This is a genomic window from cf. Phormidesmis sp. LEGE 11477, from assembly GCF_015207105.1.
GTDB lineage: Bacteria > Cyanobacteriota > Cyanobacteriia > Phormidesmidales > Phormidesmidaceae > Phormidesmis.
Genome location: NZ_JADEXO010000008.1, coordinates 86,989 through 101,767, shown reverse-complemented (window position 1 = coordinate 101,767; position 14,779 = coordinate 86,989). Strand labels below are relative to the sequence as shown.

Here is a 14,779-nt window from a genome sequence, read left to right as displayed (position 1 = left end):
GTCCTAAATTCTCAAACATCTCATAATAGCCTTAGAAAAGTGCATCCAACCGTTAGTATTCTTATTCCCTGCTACAACGCGGAGCAGTGGATCGCTCAGGCTATTAGTAGTGCCTTAGCCCAAACTTTTCCTAACAAGGAAGTCATTGTCGTAGATGACGGTTCAACGGACGCTAGTCTATCTATCATTAAGGGCTTCGGCGGAACTATCCGTTGGGAGTCAGGTCCAAATAAAGGCGGAAACGCCGCCCGAAACCGGCTACTAGCGCTAAGTACAGGAAGATGGCTACAGTACTTAGATGCAGATGACTACTTACTTCCACAAAAAATAGAAGAACATATAGGTGTGGTAAGAAGAGAGCCCGAGGCCGATGTTATATACAGTCCTAGTGTCATAGAATACCGTGACGGTACTGACTCATCCCACGAGATTCGGAAAATTCCTACACCCAAAGATCCCTTCGTTCTTTTGGCTCTTTGGCATCTCCCTCAAACGGGCAGTCCGCTATGGCGCAAGCGGGCGATTGTTGATGTAGGCTGTTGGAAGGACGACCAGCCCTGCTGTCAAGAGCACGAGCTCTATCTACGATTGTTGAAAGCTAATAAACGGTTTGTCTATTGTTCTCACGCCAGTTCAATTTATAGGCAGTGGAGCGAGGAGACGGTCTGTAAGCGAGATATGCCTGAAGTTTTTCGACAGCGTTTGGCAGTCGAAGATAGCTTAGAAGCGTATCTAAAAAAAACTGATCAACTCACCCCTGTGCGACAGCAGGCAATCAATCAAGCTCGCTTTGAATGCGCTCGTTTGATATGGTTATTCGATCCAGTATGGGCTAAACGCTTAATCAGTCGAATACACTGCTCACAGCGGAAGTTTGTGCCAACAGGTGCATCAGCGCCAGCGCTTTATAGGTTTGCCTATCACCTGGCAGGATTCTCTCGAGCCGAAAATATAGCCTACGTCAAACGAAGTCTCATGGGACGCTGAGTCGACTTACGAAGAAGCACGCTCGTTGAACCATCTAGAGCCTAAACCTACACATGTCGAACAGCTCATACGTGGATCTGAGGTTACTGCCATTGTTTGTTCCTACAACAGAGCTTCAGTAGAAGGTGAGCAAGATGACTAATCCTTTCTTCTCAGTAATTATTCCTGTACACAACAGAGAAATTCTTATCACAAGGACTCTAGATTCTGTTCTTTCTCAAGAGTATAAAGACTACGAAATAATAGTTATTGATGATGGTTCCATCGACCGCACCAGTCAAGTTGTAGAGGGCTATGATAGTAGAATTAAATTGATTCGTCAGCAAAATAAAGGCCCTGGGCAAGCCAGAAATCTTGGTATTAAACAAGCAAGGGGAAAATATGTAGCATTCTTAGATAGTGATGACTTCTGGTTTCCCTGGACTCTATCGGTATATAAGCGAGTGATTGAAAAAACGCAAGCTTCTTTCTTGTCTGGAAGTGTTTGTAATTTCTATCACGAGCAGGAATTAAAGGAAATCCGGCAGACCGACGTGAGATTTCGGTTTTTCTCTGATTACTTGGCGGCTAGCAGATTATCCATATGGATACTGCCTAGCGCTACCGCAATTCAGACGCAATTGTTGAGAAAAAGTGGTGGATTTACTAATAAAAGTATCAATGGTGAAGATTCAGACTTGTGGCTGAAGCTAGGAGTAGTAGAAGGCTTTGTAAGTATCGACATGCCCGTTATTTCTGCCTACCGCCGCCATGCAAATTCCGCTACCGCAAGTCGTGACAAAACCTTTCAAGGTAGCTATCATCTTGTAGCACAGGAGAATAGCGGTCAGTACCCAGGCGAAGCAAGTCGAAAGATAGAACGTTTAGAAATTCTGACTCGGCATGTTCGCCCTGTCAGTCTAGCCTGCCTTCGACAAGGTGATGTGTGTAATGCCCTGCGACTTTATATTTCAACGTTTGTTTGGAATAGTCAACTCATGAGATTTAAGTACTTGCTTGTTTTTCCTATACTCGTAGCTCTATCATGGCTGCGAAAGTCGAGATTAAAGCTATACAAAATTTTGTGTAGTTCTATCCAGCTTTAGTTCTCTTTAGCTTTGAGCATATATTGTTTTTATTAAATGCATAGCTGTCCTATTACCGTCATAATTCCTACATATAATAGGAATCAGCAACTATTATCAGCTTTGAAAAAAATCCTTGGTTGTAGTCCTTATCCTGATGAAGTCATTGTCCACGTTGATGCTAATGACAGCAGTACTCGAAGGACTTTGAGCCATAGTCTGTTTGCTCAGCGAGTTAAGGTAATTCAAAGCAAGGTTCAGGTTGGTCCAGGCGGTGGAAGAACTCGCGCGATCGCGCAAGCGAAGCACGAGATCGTTGCCAGCTTCGATGACGATTCCTATCCAATAGATGCAGACTACTTTGCCCGACTTCTTCAGCTTTTTGAACAATTTCCAGAGGCAGCAGTCATAGGATCTGCCGTCTATCATATTGGAGAGACTATCGAATCGGATAGCCTTACAGCTTGTTGGTCAAATTCATTTATCGGCTGTGGCTGTGCTTACCGCAAGAGTGCCTTTCAACAGACAGATGGATACTTACCGCTACCCTTAGCCTATGGAATGGAAGAAGTTGATCTTGTCCTACAGCTGTCTGAATTGAACTGGAAAGTATTGCATAGCTCTTGGCTGCGAGTGTTTCACAATACCCAATTAGCTCACCACACTAGACCTGATGTTACTGCTGCAAGTATCGCTAACCTTGGCCTACTTGCTTATCTACGGTATCCAGTATCCTTCTGTTGGCTAGGTGTTGCTCAATGTCTAAATCGTATCTTTTGGCTTATCAGGCATGGCCGATTCAATGGAATCGTTCGGGGCATAGGTCTTACACCTTACCTCATTCACCGCTATCGTAAAGCTCGCAAGCCGATCTCCAGTCAACGCCTAACTTCGTATTTACAGATGCACAAATCTCAGCAAGCTGACGTTGATATATGTCCAGAGACTTCGGACTTCCTAACTGCGTCATGACTCGTTGGATAGTCTCGCAATTAGGCGCTAGAGAGCACTATGCTATTCCTCGGGTGCTCAGTCACTCAAGACAGCTCGAATGTTTGATTACCGATGTATGGGTTTCGCCTAGCTCTGTACTTCGCAAACTACCAGATAAAGCAGCGAGACTATTAAAAGATCGCTACCACCCCGACTTATCAACCGCTACTGTCAAATCTTTCACATCCTCGTCAATCCAATTTGAGCTAGTTCACAAGCTGAGAAAGACAACGCCCTGGAAGCGGATGATGGCTCGAAACCGATGGTTTCAACGGCAGGCTATAACCTATCTCAGCTCATTGAAACTTGATGGTAGTCACCCCCCCACGCTGTTTACCTACAGCTACAGCGCTCTAGAGCTGCTACGCTATGCAAAAAAAAGAGGTTGGCCTACCGTTCTAGGCCAGATAGACCCAGGTCTTTTTGAAGAGAAGATTGTCGCAGAAGAGCATAGTAAGTACTCAGAACTAGCGCCTAACCGTCAACCTGTCCCTTCCTCCTACTGGTCCCTATGGCAACAGGAGTGCGAGCTTGCCGATACAATTATCGTCAATTCTACTTGGTCACAGCATCTATTAGAGAAAGCAGGCGTTGACCCGGAGAAAATTCGCATCGTTCCCCTCGTCTATACACCGCCGCTGACAGCTCAAAGCTTCAAACGACAGTATCCTTCAACCTTCTCGAAGGAGCGGCCTCTGCGAGTCTTATTTTTGGGCCGAGCAACCCTACGTAAAGGAATTGCTAGGCTCATAGAAGCTATCAAACGATTACAGGGTAAGCCGATTGAGTTTTGGATTGTTGGCATCCAAGAGATCGTAATTCCTCAGGCCCTATTGAACCACCCTCAAGTAAAGTGGATAGGACAAGTGCCTCGCAGTCAAGTAGAAACCTACTATCGCCAAGCCGATGTATTTCTATTTCCAACGCTCTCTGATGGCTATGGCTTGACTCAGTTAGAAGCTCAAGCCTGGAAATTACCCATTATTGCTTCGCGCTGCTGTGGAGAAGTCGTTCAAGATAACGTTAACGGATTGGCGCTAGCTGAGGTAAGCGGTGATGCGATTGCCGCCGCGCTTGATAGTTGCTTTAAAGATCCTCAAAAACTATTGTCTTTTTCTGAGCACTCCAAGCCAGTAAATAGCTTCTGCATAGAGCATCTAAGAAGAGACCTATTATCTATTTAAGCAATGACCCGCTCTCTTGAAAAATTTATTATCTTTCTCCACATTCAAAAGACGGGTGGCATCACAATACAGCGTATTTTGAGACGAGAACTAGGCCCCTCGCTCTCAACTAGAGTGCTTCGTGCTGTCAGTGCTGAGCGCCAGTCTCTGTCTCTAGAAAAAGCTGCAAGCGCAAAAAGATTTGAGGATGGGTTTTTTGTAGGCCATTGTTGTTTTGGAATACAACGTTATCTGCCGCAGCCTTTTACATACATTACGATGCTCCGTGAGCCCGTATCACGAGTTATCTCTCTCTACTACTATTCTATAGACAATCCAACAGCATACTATCACCGGCATGCAGTTAATAAATCTCTAGAAGAATTTGCCCTAAATACTCAGCTAATGGAATTGGACAACGGGCAGGTCAGGTTCATAGCAGGAGATGAGAAGAGTTTGTTCATTAATCGCACGCCCATAGGCGAATGCAATACGGATCTTTTAGAAACTGCTAAGGAGAATATAGACCAGCACTTTTCATTCGTAGGGTTGACAGAACAATTCGACCAATCAATGCTGCTCTTATATCGAATGATGGGTTGGAGTCAGAGTTCGTATCTTCGGCGAAATAGTGCTAAAGAAGCTAGTAGACCGACCGTTTCTAAAAGAACCCGTCAGTTGATTGCCGAAAAGAATAATTTAGATGTAGAGCTTTACAAGCATGTCCACAACCGATTTCATCAACTTTTATCTAGATACGGCTTAGATGATGAGAAGTTATTAAAAAGATTCCAAATCAAAAATCAAATGTATCGAGCGCTGTGGGGTATTCCCTATGAGAAATATGATGCTTTCAAGGCTCTTTTTAAGAGCTAGCTCTAACGACTTCAAATAAGACTCTTCAAATATACTACTGATTATCAGATTGCTATTAACGCCTTCTTACTCAAAGTCAATCTATTCTGTCACTGCGATAGAACCAAAAGCAGAAAGAGACTATTGCCATCGTTTTCATAGGCTAAAAGTCTTAAAGAGCTGAAAATATGAAAGTCTTATTTCTAGCCTATTACTTTCCTAAACCTAATAATCCGCTGATGGGCACTTGGGCTCTGACTCAAGCACAGGCATTGGTTCGTCAAGGTATCAGTCTTCAGGTAGCTTCTTTCACTTCCTGGGTACCTAGTGCGATCGCAAACACCCCCGGTGCCAAAGCCTATGCAAATTGCCCTTCTTTATATACCTGGCCCGGAGACGTCGTGGCGCACTATCCTCGGTGGCTTTACTATCCAGTCGCACCAGTCAAGCAAAAAGCCTACCGCCATCCTGCTTTTTTCCTACAGCTAGCTTGGCAGTCAGCCAAACGTCAGCTGATGCAGCTAATCGAACAGTATCAACCTGACGTATTTTTCTGTCACCACGGTCTACCTAACGGCTGGCTGTTAACCCAGCTACCCGCAGCATATCAACGTCCTCTAATTGTTCAAGAGCACGACTTTGGCGAAATTGCGGACTGCCGTCAGTATCCTAAACGTCAGCACGCACTACAACAAACCGCAAAATCGGCTTTTGCTTGGCTCTCTGTTTCTAATCGTATGGCTCAAGATATGCGATCGCTGTTTCCCAATGCCAACGTCCTCGTGCATCACAACGGCGTTAATCTACCGCCGCCACACCTGACACACCAGCCCCGTCCTCCAGAACTCATAGGCAAAAAAATAGTCTTAGTCTGTGCTATTTTCGCTCAGCGTAAGGGAATCCCTTTATTAATAGAGTCTTTTCGTAGAATCAGCTCTCAGCATCCCGACGCAACGCTCAGAATTGTTGGCCACGGCCCTGATGAAGAAAAAATTCGCCAGACCATTGAAGCCTTAGAAATTTCTGATCAGGTACAGCTCGTAGGTCGAAAGTCTCATGCCGAAGTCTTACAGGAAATGGCTTGGGCAGACTGCTTTGCCCTAACGGGCTGGGACGAACCCTTTGCAACTGTCTATTTAGAAGCTATGGCAGCAGGCAAACCGATCATCTGTTGTAAAGATGGTGGCATCACAGACATGATGAAACACGAAGTGCAGGGTTTGACCGTACCGCCTAGAGATGTTTCCTCAACCGCGCAGGCTCTAGATCGTATGCTCAACAATGATGAACAACGTCAGCAGTGGGGACAAAACGCACAGGCGCTGATACGTAGTTCACTTACCTGGGATGCAAAAGCAGGTGAATTGATAGCGCTCTTTGAAGATAGCTACCGAAATCAAATAAAAGTTTCCGCTCAATCTCACAAATCAATATTCAAAGCAGCATGACACTATCTCACGACAGCGAAGGTATTATTTATCCACCTCTGCCTATATCCTTGCCTATAGAAGAATTCTTACGTCCACCTTCGCCTTCTCTAGCAGGCACCGTCTGTCTTGTTGCCGGTATACTCATTGCCTATATTTTTTACCCAACTCAGGTAACTTCTGATGGCATCGCACGGGTAGTCGCTATTACTGTCGGGATTGCGTTAGCTGCGAGCTTTTATCTAGATAGCACGTCAGGACTACGCAACCTATTGCGTACCGATGCTCTTTGTCTATTAGCTCTGTACGGATTGACCTTAGCGGAGTTCTTATTACCTCAGCCAGGCTTCAACACTATGGCAACTTATACCCAAGTTGGGAAAGCCATTGAGATTGTCCTGGTCGGTATGTTTTGTCTAGCGCTAGGTCGTCATTTCATCTCGCCACAGCCGATGCGCGCTCGTTGGCTAACCCTAAAAGATATCTCGAGCAAATCTCTTTTTAGAATTTTTGTAGCTTCAGCATTTATCGCTTACTTCTACATGCTGCTTAGCGTTCAATTTAATATCTTTACTATGCTGCAGGCGATGGTTGCCCCTCGCTTTTCACAACCTTGGAGTAGGAACGCCTTAGGGGGTTGGAGTAGCCTACTTACAGAACTCAACCTTCTGAGCTATGTCATTCCGCCTTTGGCAGGGATTATTTGGAATCGACGTCGCTCCTTTTCAAAGTTTCAGCTTTTATTTGTAAGTCTAGTTTTTTGTCTGACAATCTTCCATGCGTTTTCTAGTGGTACTCGCAATATTTTTATTGTTCATATAGCAACCTTTTCTGTGGCATACCTGCTGACGCTACCTAAGAACACTTTATGGAATACAGTATTACCGATCTGCGTTTTAGCTTTTGTTGCGGTCTTCGGCTGTTATCACATGCTAGAGTTCCGTCAGATGGGGCTAAAGCGCTACATCGCTAATGAAGTTTATGCGAGCGGTGCAACGAGAGATACTTTTGCTGTCGACTATAACCTAGCTTCAATTGGTCAGCTAGCAGATGCAATCCCTTCTGAACACGAATTTCTAGGACCAGAAGTTATTAGATGGGCACTGATCAAACCGATTCCTCGTGCTTTCTGGCCAGGAAAGCCTGAAGGAATTAGTGTCAGTATCGAAGAGATTGCAGGGGCTAAGGGTTGGACAGTTGCAGCTACCTATCTAGGTGAGTGCTACATGATGGCAGGTATGGCGGGCGTCGCTGCTGTCTCTTTGTTCCTCGGTGCGCTAGCCGCTTGGTGGAACCGGATGGCAGTGCGATCGCAATCAGACTATGGTCTATTGGTCTATGCTTTGGGATTTTTTGCTGCCGGTATCACTATGAGAAGCCTATTCTGGCTGACGACCACTATCTTGCCAGTGATAGCGCTTGTTGTTCTTAGAAAGATGATGCCTTCTAGATAGAAAGATGTATTTATGCACGTAGCGATTATCTTCAGCCACATTGGTAACTATCACTTGGCCAGGCTCAGCGCTGCTAGTGACATCTGTCAAACTCGTGGCTGGCAGCTTACGGCAGTTCAGTCAATCGAACAAACCAAAGAGCATCCTTGGGGAACTCTACCGGCGGTAGAAGGATTTACGCTAAGAACTTTGATTCCGGCCTCTAGCGCTGTTGGCAGACTCTCGGCGGATGTTCATCCAGAGTCGCCGGAGGCAGTTGCTGCACTAGCGCCTTGCTTAGATGCGATCGGTCCCGATGTCTTAGTGATTCCGGGCTGGGGATTTCCAATTTCGCAGGCCGCTTTACGGTGGGCCCAGCAGCATAGCGTACCGACTGTCTTGATGAGTGAAAGCAAGCAAGACGATGAAACACGAACATGGTGGAAAGAGCAGCTCAAGTCCTGGCTGTATGTTCGTAAGTACTCGTCGGCTTTGGTGGGTGGACCTGCCCATAGAGATTACCTAGTTCAACTAGGGTTTGAACGCGATCGCATATTCTATGGCTACGATGTTGTCGACAATGATTACTTTGTAAAACAAGCTGCGATCGCTAGCCAAAATGCAGCGTCTATTCGACAGCAATATCCCAACATTCCAGAGAAACCTTATTTTTTGGCAGTCACTCGGCTAATCCCCCGTAAAAATATGCTGCGAGTCCTCGAAGCCTTTGCGAGCTACTGCAGCCTGGTGGGAATAGAAAATTCCTGGCATCTAGTGATCTGTGGCAGCGGCATAGAAACAGATGCAATTTATCAGCTAATCGCCCGGAAGGGCCTAAAAGATCTAGTCCATTTGCCCGGCTTTTTGACCTACGAACAGATAGCCTACTGGTACGGGCTAGCAGGCGCTTTTGTCCATCCCGCACTCGTAGAACAGTGGGGCTTAGTAGTCAATGAGGCTTGTGCGGCTGGGCTGCCTATTCTCTGTAGCAACACCGTGGGCGCTTGCTCCAGCTTAGTGAAAGATGGCGAAAATGGATTTACTTTCAATCCGCAGCGGACTTCTGAGATTGTCCAATCTCTGTTGAAGATTCATTCGATGAGTGAGCGCGATCGCGCCAACATGGGCAGAGCTAGTCAGGCTATTGTCGCCTACCACAGCCCCCGTCAGTTTGGTGAGGGACTGCTCAATGCTATCAATGTGGCTTTATAGCGTTTTCCACTTTGCTCCACACACTCTCTAACAGTGAAACCTTCGTCATAAGAGAGAAAAGTGGTCAGCCAGCGGTGCGGATGCATCCTAGTCATATCTGCGAGTCACTAAACTCAGCTAACTATAGGAATACAACAACGATGAAAGTGCTGATAGCGATTCCTTATCTAGCCGCTGTGTATGGCGGACCTTCTAAAGTCGCGCAGGATCTTGCACAAAGCTTAGGCCAAAAAGGAATTAGCGTCGACCTTGTCACGACAAACGCCAACGGCGCTGACAAGCTGACGGTGCCTCTCAATCAGTGGATAGAAAAGAAAGACTACAGAGTTAAATACTTTGATTGCTTTCACCGCTACGACTTCATTATGAGTGTTGCTCTCTGTCAGTGGCTCGCTCGATACGCAGCTGACTACGCTGTTGTTCACACTCACAATATGTTTGCGCCAACGATGGCGATCGCCCGCTGGATTTGCCAGCAGCAGAAAGTCCCCTATCTCACGACCCCTCACGGCATGCTAGAGCCTTGGGCGCTGTCATACAAAGCTTCCAAAAAAAGGCTCTATTATCGATACTTTGAATCGCCGATGCTAAGAACATCTAGCGCTATTCACGTGCTCAATCGGCAAGAAGCCAGTCACGTCAATACTTTAGGTTTCTCACAAACAGAGATTATCCACAACGGCATCTACCGCAGCGAATTTCAAACGCTTCCAAAGCCGGAGGTATTTTACCACCAGTTTCCCGAAACACAGGGCAAGCAGATTGTCCTTTTTTTAGGACGGATCGATCCCAAGAAAGGACTGGATCTACTCGCGCCTGCCTTCGCCAAAGCGCGCCATCAATTCCCTAATGCACACCTGGTTTTAGCAGGACCTGACAGCATAGGATTTCTGCCAACTGCTAGAAGCTTCTTTGAGCAAGTGGGCTGCTCGAACGCGGTTACCTTCACAGGTATGCTAACTGGCGATCTAAAATACTCAGCGCTTGCCGCTGCTAGCGTTTACGTTGCACCTTCTTATTCTGAAGGCTTTAGCATTTCTATTTTAGAAGGCATGGCCGCTGGACTTCCCTGCATTATTACGCACCAGTGCAACTTTCCTGAAGCAGCTACTATGGAAGCCGCTCATATTGTCGACAGCGACGCAGAAGCAATATATTCTGCTCTATCCCAGGTGCTGGGGAATTTATCTGAAGGCAGGGCCATGGGGCAACGTGCCCGGAATCTCGTACTTCAGCACTACACCTGGGGCTGCGCGGCTGAGAAACTAATCGGATTGTACAAAGCTATCGGCAATGTACCCACCCAGTTTGTGAACCTCAACAATGCGGCGTAGTCTAAATCTAGGTGTCACTTTGGATCGATCAGCACATCGATGCGGCAGTGGTCTATTCTATGCAGCAAGTGTTACCTAAAATCGGCTGTCTTTAAACCACACCCAAGCGACTCCCAAGCAGCTACAGAGTAGAAGGTTAGAGCGTTTGCCAGCGTATGGACTCGTCAAGACGCGATCGCCGTCTCTATCCACCGCAGTAAATCCGAGACGACCGTATCGGCATCCAAATCGTTGTGCGGCTCGTGATAGCTGCCTGGATAAAGCTTCAACGTTTTGTCGGGGCTGTTGACCTGCTGAAAGATTTCTTTGCTACCAGAAGGAGAAATGATTGGATCTGCTTCTCCGTGGGTTAGCAGCAGTGGCAGACTGAGCCGGTCGATGTGGTCTTTTACCCAGTCGAGGGTGCTGAGCGTTTCGCTACCCCAGCGGAGCGTGACAGATGAGTGAGTGAGCGGATCGTCAGCCGCCTGGTCGCTGACTGATGGATCGCGCGAGAGGCCACCCTGGCTCAGGTTCATGCTGAGGCTGAGCCGAGGCAGCAGGCCGGAGAGCAGCCGGGCTAGAATCATTCGGCGGCGGCTAGCGGTGCCTGTTGTTGGTTGAAACGGCGGGGCACTGACGATTAGTCCTTTGACATCTAATGCTGCGAACTCAGCAGAGTCGGCGCTGCGTAAGACATAGTCAAGTACAATTAAACCGCCTAGGCTGTGGCCCATCAGGAACAGGGGAGCGGTAGGCTCTTGCTGACGGATCAGCGATAGAAAAGCTTGAGTATTGTCACGGTAGTCTTGCCAACGGTTGATGTGACCGCGCTGACCTTCGGATTTGCCGTGGCCCTGGTTATCAAAACCAAAGACGGCGTATCCGGCATCGGTGAGACCTCTCACGATTCGGCAATAGCGCCCAGAATGCTCGCCTAAGCCATGCACAATTGCTAAGACACCCTTAATATCAGTAGGGGTTTGACTTTCAGGAAGAAGGGAGGCAGTGACACGCTTCTGAGCGTTAGAGGTGCTAAGAACACCTTCAGCAGCGTCTCGGCTAGAGTATTTGCGAACTGATGATGGATACCAGCTTTGATAGAAAAGCTGTAAACCATGTGCGCCCAGAAAGGTGCCTTGAGGATGGAGTTGGGTCGAGGTCATCGTGGCTGAGAAGACATAGGTAAATTTTTATCTGTAAACGTTCTACTCACGAATTTCTACTTACGAATTTTTACTTATAAGACTTCTACAGTGCCCTTTTGACCATCAATGCGAACATGCTGCCCAGTTCTGAGCTTTTGAGTAGCATCATGCACATTCATTACGGCAGGTATGCCATATTCTCTAGCAATAATGGCTCCGTGGGAGAGCTGACCGCCCACTTCTGCAATTAGCCCACCGATACGAGCGAGTAGTGGCGACCAGCCAGCGTCGGTATAAGGCACAACTAAGATAGTTTGGGCGTCAATGCTGGCGATATCGCCTGACAGGGTCTCCACCACATGAACAATGCCTTCAGCTTGCCCGACGCTAGCACCAATGCCTTTGAGCACGCTAGCCGATATTGGCACTTCATCACTACCTGAGACAGTACCTAGCTCAGGGCTTGGAGGCAGCACGCCAGCAGCTTGACCATAGATTAAGTAGGGAACCCGCTGCTCTTTCTGACTTGCCCACTGCATTTTTTCTATGTGAATTTTGAGCCTAAGGTCAGCGGCAGGCGCGGGGTTACTGAGCTGGCTGCGGACGTCTGACCAGGTAAGAAAGAAGATATCGCCTTGAGACTCTAGGTAATCTGTCGACAGCCAGCGGCTTTCGAGTTCGACGAAGCAGCTACGTAGGGTGGCTAGCAGGCGATCGTAGACTTCGGCGACGCGACCTTTTAAGTCTAGACGCGATTGAACCTGCTTGGTTTTCCAGCTAGAGTTGGCCTTAGATTTAGCCTTTACCGACTGAGGGTCTGGCGATCGCGCATCCAAGTTGGCATCTCGCCGATTGGCTTCGGGGTTGAGCAGGTACTGAGTAAGCAGTTCGCGCACCGGCTGAGGAGACTCGCGCCAGGTGGGAACGGCAATATCGGTCGCGACTTCGCTAAGGTAGCCGTAGCGCTCAAGGAAGCGATCGAGCTGATCGAAGACGTAGTGACCTTCTGGATGCTCAGCGAGCGCGGAGAATAAAGAGGCGCTGTTGTTAGGCGTTTGCAGATCTGAAGTGATTGGCGATTTGAGACCTAGTTCGGGGAGATGCGATCGCATCTGCATTGCCATCTGCTCAATCTCTTCTAGCGCTCGCACTTCAGGATTCTTACTGCCATCTAATGTTGCTAGATCAACCTTCAAGATAGCCTGCCTTAGCGCCACACTCAAAGGAGCCAAAATATTGTAGTAGGTGGCCTGCTTTAGCAGCGCTAGAATTTCTTCAATCCGGGCTACTACAGCAGAATCAGGCAGCTCACCCACTGGCTGGTCTTGCCAGCGCGCTAAAGCAGGAGCAAAGGCTTCTCTATCAGCTTTGGTAAACTGCCCAGGCAGACCGTTCTCTTGACCCAGTAGTCTGAGCAGTCCAGGAAGATTTTGTAAGGTCGTCATCAGCGGTGGACGTTGAAACTTAGCCCCACGGGTGAGGAATTCTAGGCTATCGGGCGGTAGGCCCATCCGGGTGAAAATATCGCCGAGTAGCGTCGCGTTGAAATAGGCCCGAGCATAGTGCAAGGTAGCAGTCTGAGAAAAATCAATACCTTTAGCGCGGCGCTTGAGCACAGTGGTGAACAGATCGCCCCAGACACCACAGGTGAGTGGCCGATTGATAGACCAGGTCAGCGGACGAATCGCACCTGGAATCACTTCGGCGGCAATCTTGCGTGTCCAAATCGGTATCAGCGTCGTTACCGGGCGACTTTGCAACACCCATAGCTGCTGGCCATCGAAGGTCCATTCAATATCTTGAGGAATGCCGTGAAAGCTATTTTCTAGATGCCTGGCTAAGTAGGCAACCTCCTGAATCAGGCGGTTAGGCACTTGACCGTAACCTTTTATGGGTAGAGTAGTTTCCTCAGGAAGCTGCCAGTCAGCATCTTCAGGTAGCTCATCGACGTTGACCTGATAGCGCTCAGGCGTAATTTGACCTGAGACTACTCGGCTAGCATCGCCCGGTAAGGCTTCAACAACGACGGTATCGCCAACGTGCGTCACCGGATCACGGCTAAAGGCAACACCAGAATAGGTACCGAAGATATGCGGCTGCACCAGAACATTCATATGGCCTTCTGGTAGGTTGCGATCTTGACGGTAGCGAACAGCAGAAGGAGCATTGTAAGCGTTGAGACAAACGGTGATGGCTCGCTCTAGCGCTTGAGGACTATTGATTTCGGTGACAGACACATATTGACCCGCCGCCGAGGCGTTGAGGCTATCTTCACCCGTGGCAGAAGATCGGGCGACGACAGTGACGCCTTGGGCCTTCGTAGTTTGGCGGCTGCCGACTGTGAGATTGGGCGCTGTGGCGCTAGCAGCGGAATTGGCGGTAGTGAGATTAGGGTTAGGGAAGACGGCTTTGATCAAAGCGGCAGGATCGTCGCCAGCAGGTAAGACATACCCAGGCGGAACAGGATAGCCGAGGGCATGCAGTTGGGAGAGCGTGGCGGCTTTGGGGCCAACCTTGCTGGCTTCTAGGGGTTGGCTGAGAGTTGGGAGGGCGCGATCGCCTTGAAAAAAACGAAACATTCGGCGAGATTCTCCAGCACTATTGGCAGCAATTAGATCTAAATCGTTGGGAATTTTGCTGTAAATCCAGGCGACTAAACCGGACAGGCAGGCCACAATCAGGATTCGCATGCCGTCGGTAGGATGGCGCAACGCTGTCAGCACAGGCATCAGCACTAGCACAAACAGTTTGCCTTGATCACGCATTCGTAGCAGCGTAAAGCCGATGAAACTAATCAAAAAGGTCAGTCCAGCCACCACCGGATCGTAAGCAAAAAATCCCCAGGCAACGTTAGTTGTCCCGGCCCCTTGGCTACCCCAATAGCGGCCCATCACAATAAACATCAGCGAGAGAATCGGCCAAACAGCGTCATCGCCGAAAAAATAGCGGGCTAATAGAATAGAGAAGATTCCCTTAAAAGCTTCGGCTAAGACAGCTAAAACGCCTACTAGGGTGCCGCCGTGATAGAAAGCGGCAGAAACGCTGACGTTGCCTGTGCCGAGCTGGCGGAGACTTTTGCCAGTGAAAACACGCACAATCCAGCCCGTTAGCGGCAGAGCGCCAAGCAAGGGAATGAGCGTAAAGATTAGAAGAGCGCCGAGAACTTGAGCCATTGGGGCAAAGA

Annotated in this window: 11 protein-coding genes; 9 read left to right on the top strand and 2 right to left on the bottom strand. The window is 48.2% G+C overall.

All coding sequences use genetic code 11. From position 1 onward, the window contains the following. The 9 genes from IQ256_RS04575 to IQ256_RS04535 all read left to right on the top strand — a co-directional run. On the top strand, positions 1-987 hold a 987-nt coding region (locus IQ256_RS04575), incomplete at its 5' end, for a glycosyltransferase (protein WP_228024567.1). 134 nt (positions 988-1,121) lie between these two features. Continuing rightward, on the top strand, positions 1,122-2,072 hold the full coding sequence (locus IQ256_RS04570; RefSeq protein ID WP_193854369.1) for a glycosyltransferase family 2 protein: 951 nt from the start codon (positions 1,122-1,124) through the stop codon (positions 2,070-2,072). 36 nt (positions 2,073-2,108) lie between these two features. Next, complete coding sequence (locus tag IQ256_RS04565; RefSeq protein ID WP_193854368.1) at positions 2,109-3,023, top strand: glycosyltransferase family 2 protein; 915 nt, start codon at positions 2,109-2,111, stop codon at positions 3,021-3,023. After that, complete coding sequence (locus IQ256_RS04560) at positions 3,020-4,228, top strand: glycosyltransferase (protein WP_193854367.1); 1,209 nt, start codon at positions 3,020-3,022, stop codon at positions 4,226-4,228. The genes IQ256_RS04565 and IQ256_RS04560 overlap by 4 nt, the downstream gene beginning before the upstream one ends. 3 nt (positions 4,229-4,231) lie before the next feature. After that, entirely contained in the window at positions 4,232-5,083 is an 852-nt protein-coding gene (locus IQ256_RS04555) for a sulfotransferase family 2 domain-containing protein (protein WP_193854366.1), read from the top strand. 167 nt (positions 5,084-5,250) lie between these two features. Further along, the gene (locus IQ256_RS04550) at positions 5,251-6,510 is read left to right on the top strand and encodes a glycosyltransferase (RefSeq protein ID WP_193854365.1); all 1,260 of its coding nucleotides are present in this window, start codon (positions 5,251-5,253) and stop codon (positions 6,508-6,510) included. Further along, positions 6,507-7,943 (top strand): oligosaccharide repeat unit polymerase, encoded by a 1,437-nt coding sequence (locus tag IQ256_RS04545; RefSeq protein ID WP_193854364.1) that lies wholly within the window; start codon positions 6,507-6,509, stop codon positions 7,941-7,943. Before IQ256_RS04550 ends, IQ256_RS04545 begins: the two co-directional genes overlap by 4 nt. 12 nt (positions 7,944-7,955) lie before the next feature. Then, the gene (locus IQ256_RS04540) at positions 7,956-9,134 is read left to right on the top strand and encodes a glycosyltransferase family 4 protein (protein WP_193854363.1); all 1,179 of its coding nucleotides are present in this window, start codon (positions 7,956-7,958) and stop codon (positions 9,132-9,134) included. Between the two features lie 140 nt (positions 9,135-9,274). Further along, positions 9,275-10,468 carry a glycosyltransferase gene (locus IQ256_RS04535; protein ID WP_193854362.1) on the top strand — a complete coding sequence of 398 codons (1,194 nt, stop codon included), beginning with the start codon at positions 9,275-9,277 and terminating at the stop codon, positions 10,466-10,468. Between the two features lie 164 nt (positions 10,469-10,632). Here the strand turns inward: IQ256_RS04535 and IQ256_RS04530 are convergent, their stop codons facing one another. Next, entirely contained in the window at positions 10,633-11,613 is a 981-nt protein-coding gene (locus tag IQ256_RS04530; RefSeq protein ID WP_228024566.1) for an alpha/beta hydrolase, read from the bottom strand. A 74-nt stretch (positions 11,614-11,687) separates the two neighbouring features. Next, the gene (locus IQ256_RS04525) at positions 11,688-14,768 is read right to left on the bottom strand and encodes a glycerol-3-phosphate acyltransferase (RefSeq protein ID WP_193854361.1); all 3,081 of its coding nucleotides are present in this window, start codon (positions 14,766-14,768) and stop codon (positions 11,688-11,690) included. Positions 14,769-14,779 lie beyond the last annotated feature (11 nt).

What these genes read in the sequence shown, in the direction of transcription:
- IQ256_RS04570 (WP_193854369.1), top strand. Translation starts at nt 1,122, where the DNA reads ATGACTAATCCTTTCTTCTCAGTAATTATTCCTGTACACAACAGAGAA.
- IQ256_RS04565 (WP_193854368.1), top strand. Translation starts at nt 2,109, where the DNA reads ATGCATAGCTGTCCTATTACCGTCATAATTCCTACATATAATAGGAAT.
- IQ256_RS04560 (WP_193854367.1), top strand. Translation starts at nt 3,020, where the DNA reads ATGACTCGTTGGATAGTCTCGCAATTAGGCGCTAGAGAGCACTATGCT.
- IQ256_RS04555 (WP_193854366.1), top strand. Translation starts at nt 4,232, where the DNA reads ATGACCCGCTCTCTTGAAAAATTTATTATCTTTCTCCACATTCAAAAG.
- IQ256_RS04550 (WP_193854365.1), top strand. Translation starts at nt 5,251, where the DNA reads ATGAAAGTCTTATTTCTAGCCTATTACTTTCCTAAACCTAATAATCCG.
- IQ256_RS04545 (WP_193854364.1), top strand. Translation starts at nt 6,507, where the DNA reads ATGACACTATCTCACGACAGCGAAGGTATTATTTATCCACCTCTGCCT.
- IQ256_RS04540 (WP_193854363.1), top strand. Translation starts at nt 7,956, where the DNA reads ATGCACGTAGCGATTATCTTCAGCCACATTGGTAACTATCACTTGGCC.
- IQ256_RS04535 (WP_193854362.1), top strand. Translation starts at nt 9,275, where the DNA reads ATGAAAGTGCTGATAGCGATTCCTTATCTAGCCGCTGTGTATGGCGGA.
- IQ256_RS04530 (WP_228024566.1), bottom strand. Translation starts at nt 11,613, where the DNA reads ATGACCTCGACCCAACTCCATCCTCAAGGCACCTTTCTGGGCGCACAT.
- IQ256_RS04525 (WP_193854361.1), bottom strand. Translation starts at nt 14,768, where the DNA reads ATGGCTCAAGTTCTCGGCGCTCTTCTAATCTTTACGCTCATTCCCTTG.